The sequence below is a fragment of the Bacillus sp. NEAU-242-2 genome, from assembly GCF_027853835.1.
Taxonomy (GTDB): Bacteria; Bacillota; Bacilli; order Bacillales; family Bacillaceae; genus Bacillus; species Bacillus velezensis.
This window is the reverse complement of the sequence record NZ_JAPNNY010000001.1, coordinates 710,047-729,091: the sequence shown is the minus strand read 5'-3', so window position 1 is coordinate 729,091 and position 19,045 is coordinate 710,047. Positions and strand designations below refer to the sequence as shown.

At 47.8% G+C, this 19,045-nt stretch carries 17 protein-coding genes; 10 read left to right on the top strand and 7 right to left on the bottom strand.

Annotated elements, in window-relative coordinates:
* Positions 1 to 87: 87 nt before the first annotated feature.
* The 5 genes from OWN49_RS02880 to OWN49_RS02860 form a co-directional block, all read right to left on the bottom strand.
* The gene (locus OWN49_RS02880) at positions 88 to 258 is read right to left on the bottom strand and encodes a type II toxin-antitoxin system SpoIISB family antitoxin (protein WP_003154807.1); all 171 of its coding nucleotides are present in this window, start codon (positions 256 to 258) and stop codon (positions 88 to 90) included.
* Positions 259 to 1,005 (bottom strand): type II toxin-antitoxin system SpoIISA family toxin, encoded by a 747-nt coding sequence (locus tag OWN49_RS02875; protein ID WP_057079950.1) that lies wholly within the window; start codon positions 1,003 to 1,005, stop codon positions 259 to 261.
* Positions 1,006 to 1,109: 104 nt separating this feature from the next.
* Positions 1,110 to 2,108: an inorganic phosphate transporter gene (locus OWN49_RS02870; RefSeq protein ID WP_003154805.1), complete on the bottom strand. Its 999-nt coding sequence runs from the start codon at positions 2,106 to 2,108 to the stop codon at positions 1,110 to 1,112.
* Positions 2,109 to 2,120: 12 nt separating this feature from the next.
* Positions 2,121 to 2,738, bottom strand: a complete 618-nt coding sequence (locus OWN49_RS02865; RefSeq protein ID WP_003154804.1) for a DUF47 domain-containing protein — start codon at positions 2,736 to 2,738, stop codon at positions 2,121 to 2,123.
* Positions 2,739 to 3,023: 285 nt separating this feature from the next.
* Entirely contained in the window at positions 3,024 to 4,340 is a 1,317-nt protein-coding gene (locus tag OWN49_RS02860; RefSeq protein ID WP_094247018.1) for an APC family permease, read from the bottom strand.
* Positions 4,341 to 4,663: 323 nt separating this feature from the next.
* On the opposite strand from OWN49_RS02860, the gene OWN49_RS02855 reads away from it, so the two are divergent.
* The 3 genes from OWN49_RS02855 to OWN49_RS02845 all read left to right on the top strand — a co-directional run bounded on the left by OWN49_RS02855 (position 4,664) and on the right by OWN49_RS02845 (position 8,919).
* A complete protein-coding gene (locus OWN49_RS02855) occupies positions 4,664 to 5,614 on the top strand; it encodes a ring-cleaving dioxygenase (protein ID WP_176283281.1) in 951 nt (316 codons plus the stop codon).
* Positions 5,615 to 5,797: 183 nt separating this feature from the next.
* Complete coding sequence (locus OWN49_RS02850; protein ID WP_176283282.1) at positions 5,798 to 7,936, top strand: glycosyltransferase family 39 protein; 2,139 nt, start codon at positions 5,798 to 5,800, stop codon at positions 7,934 to 7,936.
* Positions 7,937 to 7,947: 11 nt separating this feature from the next.
* Positions 7,948 to 8,919 (top strand): glycosyltransferase family 2 protein, encoded by a 972-nt coding sequence (locus OWN49_RS02845; protein ID WP_003154790.1) that lies wholly within the window; start codon positions 7,948 to 7,950, stop codon positions 8,917 to 8,919.
* An 86-nt stretch (positions 8,920 to 9,005) separates the two neighbouring features.
* Here the strand turns inward: OWN49_RS02845 and OWN49_RS02840 are convergent, their stop codons facing one another.
* Both OWN49_RS02840 and htrA read right to left on the bottom strand, forming a co-directional pair.
* A complete protein-coding gene (locus OWN49_RS02840; protein WP_014417532.1) occupies positions 9,006 to 9,182 on the bottom strand; it encodes a hypothetical protein in 177 nt (58 codons plus the stop codon).
* A 100-nt stretch (positions 9,183 to 9,282) separates the two neighbouring features.
* Entirely contained in the window at positions 9,283 to 10,632 is a 1,350-nt protein-coding gene (gene htrA, locus OWN49_RS02835) for a serine protease HtrA (RefSeq protein ID WP_152036128.1), read from the bottom strand.
* Between the two features lie 287 nt (positions 10,633 to 10,919).
* Here htrA and OWN49_RS02830 point away from each other — a divergent pair, with 287 nt between their 5' ends.
* From OWN49_RS02830 to OWN49_RS02800, 7 genes are all read left to right on the top strand, one after another.
* Positions 10,920 to 12,479 (top strand): MFS transporter, encoded by a 1,560-nt coding sequence (locus OWN49_RS02830; protein WP_146283601.1) that lies wholly within the window; start codon positions 10,920 to 10,922, stop codon positions 12,477 to 12,479.
* 155 nt (positions 12,480 to 12,634) lie between these two features.
* Positions 12,635 to 13,459 (top strand): M55 family metallopeptidase, encoded by an 825-nt coding sequence (locus OWN49_RS02825; RefSeq protein WP_007407248.1) that lies wholly within the window; start codon positions 12,635 to 12,637, stop codon positions 13,457 to 13,459.
* Positions 13,460 to 13,473: 14 nt separating this feature from the next.
* Complete coding sequence (locus tag OWN49_RS02820) at positions 13,474 to 14,400, top strand: ABC transporter permease (RefSeq protein ID WP_014304864.1); 927 nt, start codon at positions 13,474 to 13,476, stop codon at positions 14,398 to 14,400.
* 5 nt (positions 14,401 to 14,405) lie between these two features.
* Positions 14,406 to 15,353: an ABC transporter permease gene (locus OWN49_RS02815; RefSeq protein WP_024085201.1), complete on the top strand. Its 948-nt coding sequence runs from the start codon at positions 14,406 to 14,408 to the stop codon at positions 15,351 to 15,353.
* 5 nt (positions 15,354 to 15,358) lie between these two features.
* A complete protein-coding gene (locus tag OWN49_RS02810) occupies positions 15,359 to 16,387 on the top strand; it encodes an ABC transporter ATP-binding protein (protein WP_176283283.1) in 1,029 nt (342 codons plus the stop codon).
* Complete coding sequence (locus OWN49_RS02805) at positions 16,384 to 18,003, top strand: peptide ABC transporter substrate-binding protein (protein ID WP_146283600.1); 1,620 nt, start codon at positions 16,384 to 16,386, stop codon at positions 18,001 to 18,003. Before OWN49_RS02810 ends, OWN49_RS02805 begins: the two co-directional genes overlap by 4 nt.
* Before the next feature lie 87 nt (positions 18,004 to 18,090).
* Positions 18,091 to 19,026, top strand: coding sequence for a S66 peptidase family protein (locus tag OWN49_RS02800; protein ID WP_146283599.1), 936 nt, complete (start codon positions 18,091 to 18,093; stop codon positions 19,024 to 19,026).
* Positions 19,027 to 19,045 lie beyond the last annotated feature (19 nt).

Here is a 19,045-nt window from a genome sequence, read left to right as displayed (position 1 = left end):
TGTCGCATCTCTTTGTTGGTTTTATTATATGAAAGATAAGGAAAAAAGGAATAAGGACAAGAGCCGTGTCTCCTGTCCTTAGTGTAATCAAGCTTTTTTTTGTTTATACTTGTCAATCAGCCGCTCGTTTTCTTTGAAAATTCTGGCGGTATGAGGGCTGACCTGGTAACTTGCGATACTTGTCATTGAACGTTTTTTAAACATTTTGAACGGTTTCGCTCTTTGTTCCGGCTGCCCGTTTTGAAATGCCTGCTCCATTTAACCGTCACCTTCCTCTTCTATTGGCAGCATTAAATCATAAATGCTCGTTAGCGATGTGAAAAGCAAATAATCGAATTCCGTCAACAGGTTTTCCGACGTGAGTTTGATCACGTAATGGCGGTTCTGGACTGTAAACGGAATAAGCACAAGCCTGCCTTTTTGATCATAGTAGACGTCTTTACGGTTAAGACGGGACTGAACGTCCGCCGCATCAGGCATATGCTCCGTCAAGCGGTCCTTATCCGATTGTGCGGAATAGTCGCACAAGGAAGCCGTGACATTCATTTTTTCTCCATAAGCGGCCAGCAGTCTGCTGATGCCTTCCGCATAAGCTTCTGTACTTCCATAATATACATGGATCGGTTCATTTTTCAACAGATATTGATAGGTTTTCAGTTTTTCAAGATAGGAGTGAAGCATTTCGTTATTTTCTTCTAAAATTTCCCGCGTATCCGTCTCTAATTCATTGCCGGCGAGCTTTTTGATATACGCGCTCAAAAAGATAAACGCATCAATAAGGGCAAAGCAGACGGCAACAATCAAATATTGTCTCCATGCGGCAAAGAGCGATTCGGGATCATATGTCCAATAGACCATGGCGCCTACTACAAATAGTAAATACCACGTTTTACGGATGGCAAACATTTTTTCTTTTACCTTTGCCTCATACCGCCAGGATGCGTACACATATAAAATGAGTGCGGCCGCCATCGTCCACACCATGATCTGAAAAAACAAAAGCATGAGCATCCCTCACAATTCGAAAAATGGTCTGCTATGTTCATTCTATGTCATGACATCATTTTCCTGTCACAAAAAAAACCGCTTCTGTAAAGAAGCGGATGTCATCAGAAAAAGAGATCTAAGATGAAAAAGGCGATGGCGCCGAGTGTACCTGCAATCGGCAGGGTGATGACCCATGTAATAAGCATCCGTTTAGCCGTTCCCCAGTTTACGCCTTTTACGCGGTGGGAAGCGCCCACACCGAGAATGGAAGACGAAATGACGTGCGTCGTGCTGACAGGGAGATGAATAAACGTGGCCCCGAAAATAATGGCTGCGCCGGTTAAGTCGGCAGATACGCCGTTTACCGGACGGATTTTCATAATTTTTCCGCCGACGGTTTTAATGATTTTCCAGCCGCCGATGGATGTGCCGAGACCCATTGCCAGGGCACAAGAGAGCTGCACCCAAAAAGGAATGGCATCACTTTTATGTAAATTGGCCGTCATAAGCGCCATCGTAATGATACCCATCGCTTTTTGCGCGTCGTTTGTTCCGTGTGTATAGGACTGAATGGCAGCCGTCAAAATCTGCACTCTGCGGAAGCGTTTATTTGTTTTCGCCAGATTGCTGTCTTTAAAAATCAGCTTCACGATCGAATATACGATAAAGCCGAGAACAAAGGCGATAATCGGCGATAAAATAAGTGCTTCGATAATCTTAATGAACCCTTTATAATTAAGCGTCGCAAAACCTGACGCTGCAATGGCCGCTCCGGCGATCGCTCCGATAATCGCATGTGAAGAGCTGCTCGGAATGCCGAAATACCATGTGATCAAGTTCCAGGCGATTGCGGCGAGTAGAGCCGCCAGAATGACAACTGACCCGTTGTCTAATGTATAAGGATTCACAATGTCCTTCGTAATGGTTTTCGCCACACCGGTAAATGTCATCGCTCCGAGAAAGTTCATGATGGCGGCCATGACGATTGCGTGCCGCGGCTTCAGCGCTTTTGTCGAAACTGAGGTGGCGATTGCGTTTGCGGTATCGTGAAATCCGTTAATGAAGTCAAATACCAAAGCGCATATGACAATTAATATCGTTAAAAGTAATAGAGTATCCATTATAACCCCTCGTTACGCGTTTTTCATAATAATGGTTTCAAGGTTATTGGCAACGCTTTGGCAAGAGTCGGCAATTTCCTCAAGCGTTTCGTAAATCTCGCGGTACTGAATCACTTTAATCGGATCGGTTTCTGTGCCGAACAGATTTTTTAATGATTTACGGTGCAGGTTATCACAGCTGTGCTCGTATTCCTTAATTTTAATGGCGTGAGGGTGAATGTCCTTCAATCGGTTTTCTGCAAGCAGCTCAATCGTGATTAAAATTTCCTTCGCGCACTCTCTGATGTATCCGCTGAACTTATCGATATGCTCATCTGAAGAAGTGATCGAGAAAATCTCCATCATTGCTGAAAAATGTTCGATTCCGTCAAGCACGTCATCGAGGCTGTTTGTCAGCTCAAGGATGTCTTCACGTTCAATGGGAGTGATAAAAGCTTTGTTCAGCTCTTTAATCATGACATGAACATGATTATCTCCTTTTGTTTCAAACTCTTTTAACGTATCGGCAAATTCCTTTAAAGTCGTCTGGTTCGTCACTTTAAAGTTGACAAAGTATTCTGCGGTTTCGTCTATGTTTTTTGCGATTTCTGTTAAAAGGAGTGAGAACTTATCTTTTTTTCTTTTTATCATTAAAAACCCTCCATTGTTTGAATGAGACAATGCACACATCAAATTATTATATAGCCTTTTGTCGAAAAAAAACAGATAAAGTCGAAAAAAACGCCTCTTGATTTTTTCGTAAAAACGTGTCTCATCCTGTTTTTCTTATGTTACCCACTTCGCCAAAAAAACGTAACATACTTCGAATTCAGACATCTTGCTTAAAAAGTATAACAAAAGATGTGAATTTGCTGTCAACTTTTGCACGTGATTTTGCCAGAAAAAAAACGGCTCCCGTAAAAGGAACCGTTTTTGTCAGTTTTTTCTGCCGTTTTTCAGCCAAAAATAAAGCGGCAGCCCGGCGAGGCCGATCAAGAGGGACAGCGCGCAGCTCAGTGTATCTGTAATGATCGTGCTGATCAGCACAAACAGTGAACCCGCGATGGCCAAAACAGGAATGATCGGATACAAAGGCACGCTGTAGGCGCGCGGTTTTCCTCCGCTTTTTTTTCTGAGGATAAACACGGCGAAAAAAGCCATGACGTAAAAAATATAAATCATGAAAATAGAGATTTCAGACAGCTTATCGGGATTGCTGGCGATCATGAAAATAATGGCCAGCGCGATCTGAAATGACACGGCAATCCACGGGGTGCGGAATGTCGGATGCACCCGCGAAATCTGTCCGGCAAACGGCAGCTGTTTCCGTTCCGCCATCGCAAACGAGACACGCGGAAAAGCGAGAATCTTTCCGTTTAAACAGCCGAAGATGCTGACGATGATTCCGACGCTGATCAATTTTCCCCCGATGTCGCCAAACAGCATTCCGGCAGCTGTGCCGGTCGCATTTTCACCGAGTTTGACGATGTCGGTCGCAGGAAGAATGTGCAGCAGCGCAAGGTTAATGAAAAGATAAATGGCGGTGACGACCAAAAGTCCGCCCGTCATCGCTCTCGGGAGCAGCTTTTCCGGATTTTTCATTTCGCCGCCGAGTGCCGCAAGCAGAATCCATCCGTCATAAGCAAACAAGGTGGCCAGTATGGCAGCGCCGAAATTCATTTCCGACATGCTGCTTGTGACGGCTGTGAAAATATGCTGATCGCCTTTCCAAAGGCCGAACACGATCATGCAGATAATCGGAATCAATTTGCCGACAGTCGTAATTCCCTGTACGATGCCGCCATATTTCGTTCCGATAATGTTAATGATGCTTAAAAACAAAACGGCTGAAATCCCGATCAATTTAGACCAGCCGGAATCCCAGCTGAACAGATGGGCCATCAAGGAGCCGAAATACAAGCCGATTGCTCCGATAATGGCGGGGCCGTAAATGATAATTTGAACCCATCCGCACAAAAAGCCCCAAAATTCGCCGTACACTTCTTCGAGATATGTATAAAGTCCGCCCGTTTTCGGAATCTGAGTGCCGATTTCCGCAACGGTCAAGCCGCCGGCAAGCGTCAAAATGCCTCCTAACAGCCACGCGATAAGCGCGGTTTTCGCATCACCGGAGTAGGCAAGCACGGCGCCTGGTTTCATAAATACGCCGGAACCGATGATGGTGCCGATAACAAGTGAGAGGGCGATGGTAAGGCCGATCTCTTTTTTAAGTCCGTTCTCTTCAATCTGCATATCCTTTCCCTCCAGATGTAAAATCGTCATGCTGAAAAAACTATTTTCCATATTGTAAACCCTAATTGCTGAAACACGAATAAAATAAATTTTCTGATTTTGGTGTTTTGCCTAAAAGATAAAGGTTTATGCTTTTGAGAAGGAAAAAATACTGTTTTAAAAGCGAACGTTAATGGTTTTTTTAATATCAAAAGTTCGTTATTTTGAGAACGGCAGTCTGCAGACCGTCTGTGAAGCAGATGGGTTGACTTTACGATCCGGATAACATAAATTGTATATATAAAATATCTCGAAATCGAGATAATTGACTGGAGGATAACATAATGAAAGTTAATGGAATACACCATGTATCAGCATTGACGGCTGATGCGCAGAAAAATTTAGATTTTTATCGAAATATCCTGGGGCTGAAGCTTGTGAAAAAATCGGTAAACCAGGATGAACCGACGATGTATCACTTATTTTACGGTGATGAATCAGCCAATCCGGGATCGGAATTGACGTTTTTCGAGATTCCTCGGATCGCGCCGTTCCATGCGGGGACAAACAGTATTTCTTCAATCGGCCTGCGTGTTCCGGATGCACAAGCGCTTCAATATTGGAAAAAACGATTTGAAGAGCATCAGGTCTCTCACAGTGAGATCGTGAAAATAGCGGGCAGGGACACACTCGCTTTTCAGGATCATGAAGGACAGCGGCTTGTGCTGACAGCTGACGAAAAAGGAAAAGACATCGGTGAAGCGGTGAAGCAAAGCGGCATACCGGAAGAATATTCTTTCCGCGGTCTTGGTCCCGTTGAATTGACCGTCCCGTACCCAGAACCGACGCTGCGTGTGTTAACCGATGTGCTGGGCTTCACTGAAATCGGGAAAGAAACACATGAAGACCGGGGCATGGTTACGGTGCTCGAATCCGGAAACGGTGGCGCGCGTACAGAAGTCCATCTCATTGAAAGAAACGATCTTCCGCGCGAGCGTCCTGGAAAAGGCAGCGTGCACCATGTGGCCTTCCGTGTTCAGAATGAGGAGGAGCTTGCTTTATGGCACCGCATCATTACGAAAGAAGGTTTCAGCAACTCAGGCATTGTAGAGCGTTATTATTTCAAAGCGCTGTACTTCCGGGAACCGAACGGAATTCTGTTTGAATTGTCAACGGACGGTCCGGGATTTATGGTTGATGAAAAACCTGAGGAGCTAGGCAAAACGGTTGCGCTCCCGCCTTATCTCGAACACCGCCGTTCTGAAATAGAAGCGCGGCTGAAACCGATTCAGTAAATCAGAAATAATGAAAGATGCCTTCCGGCTTGACGGGGGCATCTTTTTTTTGCTTTTTTACCCGTTTTGTCATTCTTTTTACCTATTTGTAAACGGCAAAATAATTGTCTTTGTTTATTAATAAATTTTTCACATTTGGTTGTTACACTTGTTCAAAGTTAAACAAAAGGAGTGAAAACACAGGTGAAAATGAAAAAACGCGAGATAGACGCGGTCTTAATCCTCATTTTACTCGCTTCCGCATTCTTGAATATGTACAACATCTGGAATGACGATACGGTGAATCCTTATTACACCGCAGCGGTAACGAGTATGCTTCAAAGCTTTCATAATTTCTTTTACGCTTCATTTGACGCAGCCGGATTTATCACGGTAGATAAACCGCCTGTTACATACCAGATTCAAACGATCAGCGCGCTGATATTCGGTATGCACGGGTGGAGTGTCATCCTGCCTCAGGCATTGGCGGGGGTAGGTTCAGTTCTATTCATGTACTTATTAATAAAGCCGACGTTCGGAAAAACGGCGGCGCGCATCGCTTCGTTTGTCATGGCGTGTACGCCGATTGCTGTAGCCGTAGCGCGCACAAACAATGTCGATGCGTTACTGGTCTTTTTCCTCTTGTTCGCCACATGGCTTCTCTTTAAAGCGATTCGAAAAGGAAAACTGATCTGGCTTTTGGCGGCATTTTTTGTCGTCGGAGTAGGCTTTAACACAAAAATGCTTCAGGCTTATATGATCTTACCGGCCTTCTTGCTGTTCTATATGATGGCGGCAAATACCACGATTAAGAAAAAAATCATTTCACTGGTAAGCGCGCTGGCCGTATTAGCAGCCGTTTCATTGTCATGGCCGCTCATTGTTGACAATATTCCTACAGACAAAAGGCCATATGTCGGAAGCAGCCAGACAAACTCCGTATTGGAATTGGCTTTCGGATATAACGGGATTCAGCGGCTGACGGGGCAAAGTTCCGGCGGCCAGGGCGGGCCCGACGGAAACGCATCGAAAGAGATGTCTTCTTCCGGCGGTTCTTCACAAATGCAAAAACCGCCCGGCCAGTCAGCAAGCGGAGACAAATCACAAACCGGCAGTATGACGGCACCTCCATCTAACGGCCAAATGCCAAGCGGCGGTCAAGGAGGCCCTCCAAGCGGCGGAGATGGCGGCAATGGCGGTCCTGGCGGAGGAAAAAGCGGTACAGGCACCGGCTCGAAAATGCAGTCAGGTTCAGGAATGTTCGGTACGGGAACACCCGGTCCGCTGAGACTCTTCCAACAAGAATTATCAGATCAGATCAGCTGGCTCCTGCCGTTTGCGATTTTTGGATTGGCCGGTTTATTGATCGCCGGGGCGAGAGAAAGAAGAAGATTATCAGCAGAACAGAAGGAAACGATCTTTTGGGCAGCGTGGCTTGTGCCGATTGCCGGATTCTTCAGTGTGGCGGAATTTTTCCACCATTATTATCTCATTATGCTGGCGCCTCCGATTGCTGCTCTTACCGGTGCGGGATGGGTCGCCCTCGTTCATCTGTACCGCAAGCAGGCGGGATGGAAAACTTGGCTATTGCCGGCCGCTATTCTTGTGACAACCGGATTTGAACTGTTTATCCTCAGAAACTACAATGATCAAATCGGCGCAGGCTGGAGCATCGGAGCAGGCGTTCTCGGCGCAGTGGCAGCAATCGCCCTGTTCGTATTCAAACAGCGCCAAAAACCGCTCAGTTACTATGTTTCACTTGCAGCCCTTCTCGTCTTGATGGTGATGCCGATTTATTGGGCAAGCACACCGCTTCTGTACGGAGGCAACAGCTCATTGCCTGAAACAGGCCCTCAGCTTGCGTCAGCAAGCGGAAAAGGCATGGGAATGGATAACGCATCTGTCAATACAAAACTGATCAACTATTTAGAGAAACATAACGCCGGAGCAGACTATCTATTTGCTACAACCGATTCCAACACAGCGGCGCCTTACATTATAAAAACGAAAAAAGCGGTCATGGCGATCGGCGGATTCAGCGGGTCTGACCCGGCCATTACGCTGACTCAATTTAAAAAGCTCGTAAAAGAAGGGAAAGTAAAATACTTCTTAACATCCGGAATGGGCAAAGGCGGAAACAACGATATTGTTGAATGGGTTGAGAAAAACGGAAAGAAAGTATCTTCAGACAAATGGCAATCAAGCACAGATCAGAAAACGAAAAATCATGATGCAGCTGATACAAAAAGCAGCAAGGCCGCGGGTAAAAACAGCCGGATGAGCGGCGGGCCGGGCGGAATGAATCAGTCAGCTTCACTATACGAACTTCAATCTGATGAATAGGAGGAAAAAACATGAGCAGACATATTCAATATTCAATAGTCGTCCCGGTTTATAACGAAGAACTCGTCATTCAGACAACCTATCAGCGCCTGAAAGAAGTCATGGATCAAACAAAAGAGCATTATGAATTGATCTTTGTTAATGATGGAAGCAAAGACCGCAGTATTGAGATTTTAAGAGAGCAAAGTCTGATTGATCCGAGAGTGAAAATTATTGATTTTTCCAGAAACTTCGGACATCAGATCGCGATCACAGCGGGCATGGATTATGCAGAGGGGAATGCAATCGCCGTCATTGACGCCGATTTGCAGGATCCGCCTGAATTAATCCTTGATATGATTGAGCAGTGGAAAGAAGGCTACGATGTGGTGTACGCCGTCAGAACGAAACGAAAGGGAGAAACCTTTTTCAAGAAACAGACGGCCTCTCTGTTTTACCGGCTGCTGCGGAGCGTGACTGATATTGATATTCCGCTTGACACCGGAGATTTCCGCCTGCTGGACAGAAAAGTCTGTGATGAGATGAAAAGATTAAAAGAAAAAAACCCTTTTGTCAGAGGACTCGTCAGCTGGGTCGGCTTTAAGCAGACTGCTGTAGAATATGAACGAGATGAGCGGCTTGCGGGGGAAACGAAATACCCGCTTAAAAAAATGCTGAAGCTTTCCATGGACGGGATCACAACGTTCTCTCATAAACCGCTCAAGGCGGCAAGCTATGCGGGAATGCTCATGTCCGGAGCGGGTTTTCTCTATATGTTTATCGTTTTATACATGAAGCTTTTTACAGACAGCACCATTACGGGCTGGTCCTCTCTGATTGTGATACAGCTGTTATTCAGCGGCATCGTTCTATTAATGCTCGGAATGATCGGCGAATATATCGGAAGGATTTATGACGAAGCAAAAGACCGTCCGCTCTATATCGTGCAAAAAGCGTACGGTATGAAAAACGAAAAGATTTATCGGGACCAGCATATGTCTTAACAAACACCCTGTCCGGCCGGCGGACAGGGTGCTTTTATGTAAAATAAAAGCCGCGGGATGACAGAATGTCCCGCGGCTTTTTTCATTCATCTGCGGCCGGTCTGCGTGTGCAGAGAGCGCATGATCAGTCCGGTTCCCGAAAGGTTCAGTAAAATGCTTGCACCAAGCGTCATTCCCCAAGCAGCGTTTTGCTGAGGAAGCTGAATGCTCAGCTGCAGCAAGATCAGGCCGGTAACGACCAGCAAAAGTCCGGTTTGTTTCATGTGTATGTATCCTCCTTTGCACACTGAGTCATACGGCTGATCCAGGCCTAAAGTTTCAGCTGTATATAAAAAAATCCAAGGCGGCTGCCTTGGATTTTTGTTAAGAAGATGTTTCTTCTTTTTGAGTCAGTTTCATTTTTTTCGTCATTTCCTTGCCGTTTCTGATAATCTTCACGTCAACGGTGCTGCCGACTTTCGTATTCTTGTAGAGAATATTGCGAAGTTCGCTGCCCGTGTCAGTTTCTTTCCCTTTTAAGCTGATAATGATGTCTTCTGCTTTTAATCCGGCTTTGGCAGCAGGGGATCCCTGCGCCACTTCGCGAATGTAAACCCCTTTATTCAGCTGTTTGCCGAAGAGGCCGAGTGTGCCTTCCTGATAGTTTTGCGGCACTTGTTCCAAGTCGATCATGCTCACGCCGATATAAGGGCGCTCCACCTGTCCTTTCGTGAGAAGCTCTTCGGCGATCGGTTTTACATCGTTGCTCGGAATGGCAAAGCCGATGCCTTCTACATCATTTTCGCTGATTTTCATGCTGTTGATGCCGATGATTTTGCCGTCTGTATTCAAGAGCGGTCCGCCGCTGTTTCCGGGATTGATGGCGGCATCGGTTTGGATGACGTTGATGCTTGACTCACCGGCTGACGTGGAGATCGAGACGGTTCTGTTTAAGCCGCTCACGATGCCCTGTGTGACGGTGCGGGAAAGGTCTTTTCCGAGCGGATCACCGATGGCGATGACGGATTCACCCGTTCTGAGAGCGGATGAGCTGCCGAAGCTTGCCGTTTTTGTTACGTGTTTATCACTGATTTCTAAAACGGCCAAGTCTGTCAGAGAGTCGCTGCCGACGAGTTTAGCTGTTACATCGGTGCCGTCATATAATGACACTTTAAGGGAAGAGGCGCCTTCGACCACGTGGTTATTCGTAATGATATACGCTTTGCCGTTTGCTTTCTTAAAAATAACGCCTGAACCCGATCCCGTTTCCGCATCATCACCCGATGAATTAGAGTTTGAATCTGAGCTTGATCCGAATCCGAATAAATCGGAACTGCTTTGCTGCTTTTGCAGATTAGTGATTCCGACGATCGCCGGTGAAATGTCTTCCACCATATTCGAAATGCTGCTTGAATTTGCCGATGAGCTGTTTGCCGATTTGCCGCTGCCGGATTCAGAAGATGTCTGCTTAGCGGTTACCGATGACGTTTCCTGAGCGGGAGCCGGATTGGAAGTATCTTGAGTCTGATGGTCTCCAAGCGGCGTAAATGTATAGATGCCGAGGGCGAGCCCTCCGCCGATCACTCCGCCGAGAAGCGGTCTGAACCAGCCGAAGCTTCGTTTTTTCTTGTCCTCGTCCGGCGCGGAATATCCGGCCGGCTGCGGGTTTTCTTTTACTAAAAGGACTTCCTGTTCTTTTTGGTCTGTCCGATTTTCATCACGATAGTTATCCATCATGTTCACTCCGTTTCTCTATTTCATCATAGCATGATTTGCCTATTATTACTGACTCCATCTTAAACAAAAAGTGTGGGATAATAATGAAAAGATTGTGGGAAATTGTGAAAAAGACGAAATCGGACGGCGGCGCTTTATATTGACAATTTCCATCGGATTTGAAATAATAAATGAGATATTATGTTCAATCCTTCACATGAAAAGATATGAAAAATTCTGTTAAGCTAATGGGGGAAATCTGTTAGCTTTTTCACTTTGTCAAATAGTAAGAAAGGAGCTGTCAAATGAAAGAAAAACATCACTGGATCATTTCTCTGCTTGCTGTGCTGGCGGTCGGGCCGGGGCTGATGTCGAATACCGCTCTTTCGGCTGTCCAAAGCCTTGTCCGGCAGACGGTCGGCGGGGAAAACTTTGACTCTCTTCATCCGATTATTATCGGTAATATGGCATTTGCCTTATTCGTGCCGGCGGGGCCGTATTTAAGAAAAAGATTCGGCTCCCGGCCTGTCTATATGATTTCGATGGCCGCGGGTGTCATCGGAGCGCTGCTTGCTGCTGTGACAAATGATATTTATCCGCTCGCCGCGGGCCGTTTTTTACAGGGAGCTGCGGCGGGCACTATGCTGATGATTATGATTCCGATGCTGGTGCTTTCGTTTCCGATTGAACGCCGGAATTACGCATTATTTGTGTTAATCGGCGGATTTTACGGGTCCGTCATTATGGGGACCGTTTTAGGCACGGCGGCGGCAAGCGCCGGCCATTGGCATTGGCTGTTCGGCATTTTTGGCCTGCTGTCTTTTTTCGGCCTCATTTTCAGTTATATGTGGCTGAGGGATGACGTTCATAAAAATGCTGAAAAATCTCCATTTGACGGCATCGGTTTTCTGTTAGCGGGTGTATCAGCTGTGCTGACCGCCTATACATTTATTCATCTGCCGAAATGGGGCTTTTCATCATGGCAGACATTGGCGGGATTTGGAGGAAGCATCGTCATTCTTCTGATCTTGCTGATTATGCAGTACAGAAACGAACATGCGCTGATTTCGATTAAACTTATGCTGATTCCAAAGCCGATTTTGGGTGTTTTCATGATCGCTGCGGGCAGTATTTCCATAGCGGTCAGTCTTTCTGCATTTCACGGGGAGCTTCAGACCGCATATCACATGTCACAAACTCAACAGATATTCCTTTATGCGAGCCTTTTGGGAGGCGTGGCCATCGCCGCTGTTATCAGTGCATTAGCATATGATAAAGTCGGTCCGGGCATGCTCGGCATAACAGGCTCTGTTATACTGGTGTTCGTGAATTTCCAATGGATGACGGCGGATCATCATATACCCCTTATTCTATTTGCGGGGCTTTTCGTGATGCTGGCGGCCGGGACAGGGCTTATCGTGGCAGCCGGACTGATGGGAGCCGCGTTGGGCGGACCGCTTCCGGAACTGGTGAAACGCATGACGGCCGTTCAGTTTTTGAGGCTGTTCATTTATATGGGCGCACCTGTTTTAATAGGGTATTTTACGAAAAGAGATGCTTCCGGCATGCTTCGGGGCGCGCGCGGCACACAATCGCCGCATGACCTGCTGATGGGGACATACAGCGATTTGTTTCTTATTGCTTTCATCTTAAGCTTGCTTTTAGTGTGTTTATCATTTGTCATGAATGCGACCGGCATGGGACATAAGCTGGCGCATAAACCGCATGCCGTCCGTAAGCAGGCGGATGAAGAGCCTTCGCCGCAGGCTCCTGGACCGATCAGGCATCAGGTCATTCCCGATCGCGAATACAGAAGTGCGGTCAGACAGTTTCGGGGTCACCCTATCAACAAAAACGGTATGTAACTTTTTCTATCAGCAAACCCTTTTCCCGGTGAAAAGGGTTTGTTTTTTCCTATAATGGCAGAATGGTATATTGCATGTTTCATCCTTTTTTAATATAATTTGTTAGAATATTCATAATTTAATATCGAAATTTTAAGTAAAAAAGGAGGCATTACATGAAACTGTATCTATCTGTGGATATGGAAGGGATTTCCGGACTGCCTGATGAAACATTTGTCAATTCCCGCATGCACAATTATGAGCGCGGCAGGGTTCTGATGACCGAAGAAGCAAACTGGTGCATCGCAGAAGCGTTTAATAACGGATGCACGGAAGTGACCGTGAATGACAGCCACTCAAAGATGAATAATCTGCTCGCGGAAAAGCTTCACCCTGAGGCAGAGCTGATTACGGGGGATGTCAAGCCGTTTTCCATGATGCAGGGGCTTGATGAATCGTATTCAGGTGTGATGTTTATCGGCTATCATGCGAGAGCGTCGATGCCGGGCGTCATGTCGCACAGCATGATATTCGGCGTCCGCCACTTTTACATAAATGATAAGCCGGTCGGTGAACTGGGGTTAAATGCCTATCTCGCCGGATTTTACGATGTCCCGGTCATCATGGCTGCCGGAGATGATTGCGCCGCAAAAGAGGCGGAGGAGCTGATCCCGAATGTGACGACTGCCGCCGTCAAACAAACCATTTCAAGAACTGCGGTCAAATGCCTGTCCCCTCAAAAAGCCGGACGGCTCCTGACGGAAAAAACAGCCTATGCGCTCAAAAATAAAGATAAGGTCAAACCGCTGACTCCGCCTGAAAGACCTGTATTAGGCATTGAATTTGCCAATTACGGACAGGCTGAATGGGCCCATTTAATGCCGGGCACAGAAATCATCCCGGGAACGACAATCGTTCAATTTCAGGCAAAAGACATGCCGGAAGCCTATCAGGCCATGCTCGTCATGACAGAACTCGCCATGAGAACAACATTCTGTTAAAGGGGTGAACGGCATTGCTGCGGTATTTTATCAAACGTTTTATCGCCATGATGATGACCGTCCTCGTCATCACCACTCTGACATTTGTCATGATGAAAGTGATACCCGGCTCGCCTTTTAACGAAGAGCGGGGCACAAACGAAGCGGTCCAGCGAAATCTTGAATCCTACTACCATCTGAACGAACCTCTTATCACTCAATACGCCATCTATCTAAAATCCATTCTTACCTTTGATTTCGGTCCTTCAATCAAAAAACCGTCAGACAGTGTAAACGCCATGCTTGAACGCGGATTTCCGGTTTCCTTCGAGCTTGGGATAACGGCGATCATCATCGCTGTGATTTCCGGACTCGCGCTCGGCATAACGGCCGCTCTCAGGCGCGGCGGCTTTCTCGATTATGCGGCCATGAGCCTTGCGGTGCTCGGGATTTCCATTCCGAATTTTATAATGGCTACGCTGCTGATTCAGCAATTTGCGGTTCATCTGAAATGGTTTCCGGCAGCTACCTGGACGAGTCCAGTTCACATGGTTCTGCCGACTGTTGCGCTTGCCGTCGGTCCCATGGCCATTATCGCGCGGCTGACAAGATCAAGCATGGCCGAAGTGCTGACTCAGGATTACATCCGCACGGCAAAAGCAAAGGGGCTTTCTCCCGTCAAAATTGTGATCAAACACGCATTGAAAAATGCTCTTATGCCTGTTGTGACAGTGCTCGGGACGCTTGCCGCAAGTATTTTAACGGGCAGTTTCGTCATCGAGAAAATTTTTGCCATACCGGGAATGGGCAAATATTTCGTAGAAAGCATCAATCAGCGTGATTACCCGGTCATCATGGGAACGACCGTATTTTACAGTGTGATTCTGATCGTCCTGCTGTTTCTGGTTGATTTAGCATACGGCCTGTTAGACCCGCGCATAAAACTTCATAAGAAAGGGTGATCCTGATGAATCTCCCGCAAGAAACGGTAAAACACACAGAAGTGCCTGATGACTGGTTTCAGCCGGGCGCGGAAAGAAAGGGTGAAACCGAGTCGGTCAAGCGTCCGAGCCTGTCTTACAGTCAGGATGCGTGGCGGCGGCTTAAAAAGAACAAATTGGCGATGGCCGGACTTGTGATATTATGCTGCCTGTTTCTAGCGGCTGTGTTCGGCCCGCTGATATCACCGCACAGCGTGACAAGGCAGACGCTCGCCGAGCAGAATCTTCCGCCGTCTTTTTCACACTGGTTCGGAACCGATGAACTTGGCCGGGACGTGTTTACAAGAACGTGGTACGGAGCGAGAATCTCTTTATTTGTCGGTGTGATGGCGGCACTGATCGACTTTTTGATCGGCGTTATCTACGGAGGCGTCGCGGGCTACAAAGGGGGCCGGACAGACAGCGCCATGATGAGAATCATCGAGGTTCTCTACGGATTGCCGTATCTGCTCGTTGTCATTTTGTTAATGGTGCTGATGGGGCCGGGGCTCAGTTCCATTATCGTCGCTCTGACCGTGACGGGATGGGTCGGCATGGCGCGGATTGTGAGAGGGCAGGTGCTGAGGATGAAGCATGATGAACACGTATTGGCATCGAAAACGTTTGGAGCGAAAACATTTCGGATCATTAAGAAAAATCTGCTGCCGAATACGATGGGAGCCATTATTGTCCAAATGACGCTGACGGTGCCGGCGGCGATTTTTGCGGAATCATTTTTAAGTTTTCTCGGACTCGGCATTCAGGCGCCGTTTGCAAGCTGGGGAGTCATGGCAAATGACGGGCTGCCGGCGATTTTATCAGGCCATTGGTGGCGGCTGTTTTTTCCCGCTTTTTTCATTTCCTTAACGATGTACGCGTTTAACGTGCTTGGAGACGGCTTGCAGGACGCGTTAGACCCGAAACTGAGGAGGTAGGAAAAATGGCGCAGCAAGTTCTTTCCGTTCAAAATCTGCATGTTACTTTTTCAACATACGGAGGCACTGTAAAAGCCGTGAGAGGCGTCAGCTTCGATTTATATAAAGGTGAAACGTTTGCGATCGTCGGTGAATCGGGATGCGGAAAAAGCGTGACGTCACAAGCCGTGATGAGTCTACTTCCGAAACATTCGGCAAAGATTGAATCCGGAAGCATACAATTTAAACAGAAAGACCTTTGCCAAATGTCGGATCGGGAAATGCGGGGAATCCGGGGGCGCGAAATTTCTATGATCTTTCAGGACCCGATGACGGCGCTCAACCCGACTTTGACCATAGGGGATCAGCTATCAGAAGCGCTGTTGGAACACCGCGCCATGACAAGAAAACAAGCTGAATCCGAGGTTCTCGCCATGTTGGATCTGGTCGGTATCCCGGACTCGAAATCCCGCCTGAAGCAGTACCCCCACCAATTAAGCGGGGGCATGCGGCAGCGGATCGTGATCGCGATGGCTCTGATCTGCGAGCCGGAAATTATGATCGCCGATGAACCGACAACGGCTCTTGATGTGACAATTCAAGCACAAATCCTTGAATTATTTAAGAAGATTCAAAGAAAAACAGGCGTGTCTATTATTCTGATCACCCATGATCTCGGCGTCGTCGCTCAGACCGCCGACAGAGTTGCCGTCATGTATGCGGGGAAAATCGCCGAAATCGGCACGAGGCATGATATTTTTTACCGTCCGGCTCATCCATACACAAAGGGGCTGCTTCGTTCAGTGCCGCGGCTGGATATGGAGGATAGTGAGCTTTCGCCGATTGACGGGACGCCGCCTGATTTATTCGATCCGCCGCCGGGCTGCCCGTTTGCCGCCCGCTGCCCGGACAGGATGATCGTCTGTGAAAAGGTATACCCGGCAACAACCGTGAAATCCAAAAGCCATATCGTCAACTGCTGGCTTCAGGATCACCGTGCAGAGCGGCTGAAGCAGCAGCTGACGGCAGCAGAGGAAAAAGGGGGATTGAAATGAAAAAGAGATGGGCGATCGGTGTGATTGCTGTTGTTTCGTTTGCTCTGATGGGCTGTACAGCCAATGAACAGGCGGGGACAGAACCCGGCAAAGCAAAAGAACAGGGGGGTGAGACGGTGCTGCGGCTCAATAACGAAAATGAGCCGACCTCACTTGATCCGCCGATCGGATTTAATAATGTTTCCTGGCAGCCGCTGAATAACATCATGGAAGGATTGACGAGGCTCGGAAAAGATAATAAGCCCGAACCGGCCATGGCGGAAAGCTGGGAGGTGTCCGCTGATAAGCTGACATATACCTTCAATATCCGTGATAACGCCGAATGGACAAATGGCGATCCCGTCACGGCGGAAGACTTCGTGTACGCCTGGAAGCGGATGCTCGATCCGAAAACGGGCGCATCTTCCGCTTTTCTCGGCTACATGATCAAAGGCGGGGAAGAATTTAACAGCGGAAAAGGCAAACGAGAAGACGTGAAAGTCACGGCAAAGGATAAAAAAACGCTTGTCGTCACATTGGCGGCCCCGCAGGATTATTTTTTGAGCGTCGTGTCCAATCCGGCGTATTTCCCGATTAATGAGAAGGTCGCCAAGGCTGATCCGAAATGGTTCACTGAAGCAAAAACTTTTGTCGGCAACGGGCCGTTCAAACTGACGGAATGGAAGCATGACGACAGCATGACGATGGTCAAAAACGAGACGTATTGGGATAAAAAGACGGTGAAACTGGATAAAGTGACATGGGCGATGGTCAGTGACCGGAATACCGACTATCAGATGTTCCAGTCGGGGGATTTGGATACCGCCTTTGTGCCGGCAGAGCTGAGCGAGCAGCTGATGGGAGGAAAAAATGTCCGCACCTGGGATCAGGCCGGACTCTATTTCTATCGTTTTAACGTTAAAATGGAGCCGTTTCAAAATGAAAAGATCAGAAAAGCGTTCGCGGCAGCGATTGATCAGAAAGAAATCACGGATTATGTGACCAAAAACAGTGAAAAGCCGGCACATGCCTTTGTATCCCCGGGATTTACTCAGCCTGACGGGAAAGATTTCCGCGAAGCGGGCGGCAGTTTACTAACTCCGGATGAATCAGAAGCCAAAAAACTGCTGGAAAAAGGCATGGCGGAAGAGCATTATGACAAGCTGCCCGCCGTTACATTGACATACAGCACAAAACCGGAGCATAAGAAAATAGCGGAAGCGATTCAGCAGAAGCTCAAAAGTGTGCTCGGTATAGACGTTAAGCTCGCCAATATGGAATGGAACGTCTTTTTAGAAGAGCAGAAAGGACTGAAGTTCCAGTTCTCTCAAAGCTCATTTTTACCGGATTACGCAGATCCGATCAGTTTTCTTGAGGCTTTCCAAACGGATAATTCCATGAACCGCACCGGCTGGGGCAGCGCGGCATACGACGGCTGCATCAAGCAGGCAAAACAGGAAGCCGATGCCAAAAAACGTTTTGCGCTCATGCATAAAGCGGAAAAGCTGCTCATGAACGAGGTTCCGATCATTCCGATTTACTTTTACAATCAGGTGCATCTGCAGAACAGCGGCGTGAAGGGCATTGTCCGGCACCCCGTCGGGTACATTGATCTGAAATGGGCGGAAAAGTCCTGATCTTACAGCGGAAACATATGCCGCTCTTTTGCCGTTAAAGGAGCGGCGTGTTTCACTTTTCAATCCGGAAAGGAGATTGAAAAAGTCATGAACCATAAACCGAAAGCACTGCAAAAAGGCGACACGGTCGGTGTGATTGCGCCCGCAAGCCCGCCTGAGAGCGGGACGCTGCAAACCGCGCTGCTGTTTTTAGAGAATGAGCTTGGCCTTCAAGTGAAACTCGGCCGGGCGCTGAAGACCCGTCACGGCTATTTGGCGGGAGAAGACCGGGCGCGCCTCGATGATCTCCATGACATGTTTAGTGATCAGAATGTCAAAGCGGTGATATGCGCGTGCGGAGGATTCGGCACGGGCCGCATTGCCGCCGACATCGATTTCGGCTTAATCCGCCGCAATCCGAAAATTTTCTGGGGATACAGCGATATTACGTTTTTACATACCGCCATTCATCAAAATACGGGGCTCGTCACATTTCACGGCCCGATGCTGAGCACGGATGTCGGGCTTGAAGATGCTGATCCCCTGACAAAAGCGTCGTATCATCAGCTTTTTACAGAAACGGAATTCACCTATACGGAGGACATTTCTCCGCTGGAGGTGCTGACAGGCGGAAGGGCCGAGGGAGAGCTTTCGGGCGGCAATCTGTCGCTCATTACATCCACACTCGGCACGCCGTTTGAAATTGATACGAAAGACAAATTGCTGTTTATCGAGGATATTGATGAGGAGCCGTATCAAATCGACAGGATGCTGAATCAATTAAAGATGGCCGGAAAACTGTCAGACGCAGTCGGAATCCTGGTCTGTGATTTTCACCAATGCGAACCGAAGCATAAAGAAAAGTCTCTTACTTTAGAGCAAGTGCTGAACGATTACATTGTCAAATCAGGAAAGCCAGCGCTTAAAGGCTTTAAAATCGGCCATTGTTCACCGAGCTTCGCCGTTCCGATCGGGGCCCGCGCGGTTATGGATACGGCGGCCAAAGCGGTAACGATTGAATCGGGGGTTTCCGGAAGGGAGTGATCAGGTGTGAGGATTACAG

Excerpts from the sequence above, each read along its gene's own strand:
- OWN49_RS02880 (WP_003154807.1), bottom strand. The coding sequence starts at position 258 with ATGGAGCAGGCATTTCAAAACGGGCAGCCGGAACAAAGAGCGAAACCG.
- OWN49_RS02875 (WP_057079950.1), bottom strand. The coding sequence starts at position 1,005 with ATGCTTTTGTTTTTTCAGATCATGGTGTGGACGATGGCGGCCGCACTC.
- OWN49_RS02870 (WP_003154805.1), bottom strand. The coding sequence starts at position 2,108 with ATGGATACTCTATTACTTTTAACGATATTAATTGTCATATGCGCTTTG.
- OWN49_RS02865 (WP_003154804.1), bottom strand. The coding sequence starts at position 2,738 with ATGATAAAAAGAAAAAAAGATAAGTTCTCACTCCTTTTAACAGAAATC.
- OWN49_RS02860 (WP_094247018.1), bottom strand. The coding sequence starts at position 4,340 with ATGCAGATTGAAGAGAACGGACTTAAAAAAGAGATCGGCCTTACCATC.
- OWN49_RS02855 (WP_176283281.1), top strand. The coding sequence starts at position 4,664 with ATGAAAGTTAATGGAATACACCATGTATCAGCATTGACGGCTGATGCG.
- OWN49_RS02845 (WP_003154790.1), top strand. The coding sequence starts at position 7,948 with ATGAGCAGACATATTCAATATTCAATAGTCGTCCCGGTTTATAACGAA.
- OWN49_RS02840 (WP_014417532.1), bottom strand. The coding sequence starts at position 9,182 with ATGAAACAAACCGGACTTTTGCTGGTCGTTACCGGCCTGATCTTGCTG.
- htrA (WP_152036128.1), bottom strand. The coding sequence starts at position 10,632 with ATGGATAACTATCGTGATGAAAATCGGACAGACCAAAAAGAACAGGAA.
- OWN49_RS02830 (WP_146283601.1), top strand. The coding sequence starts at position 10,920 with ATGAAAGAAAAACATCACTGGATCATTTCTCTGCTTGCTGTGCTGGCG.
- OWN49_RS02825 (WP_007407248.1), top strand. The coding sequence starts at position 12,635 with ATGAAACTGTATCTATCTGTGGATATGGAAGGGATTTCCGGACTGCCT.
- OWN49_RS02815 (WP_024085201.1), top strand. The coding sequence starts at position 14,406 with ATGAATCTCCCGCAAGAAACGGTAAAACACACAGAAGTGCCTGATGAC.
- OWN49_RS02810 (WP_176283283.1), top strand. The coding sequence starts at position 15,359 with ATGGCGCAGCAAGTTCTTTCCGTTCAAAATCTGCATGTTACTTTTTCA.
- OWN49_RS02805 (WP_146283600.1), top strand. The coding sequence starts at position 16,384 with ATGAAAAAGAGATGGGCGATCGGTGTGATTGCTGTTGTTTCGTTTGCT.
- OWN49_RS02800 (WP_146283599.1), top strand. The coding sequence starts at position 18,091 with ATGAACCATAAACCGAAAGCACTGCAAAAAGGCGACACGGTCGGTGTG.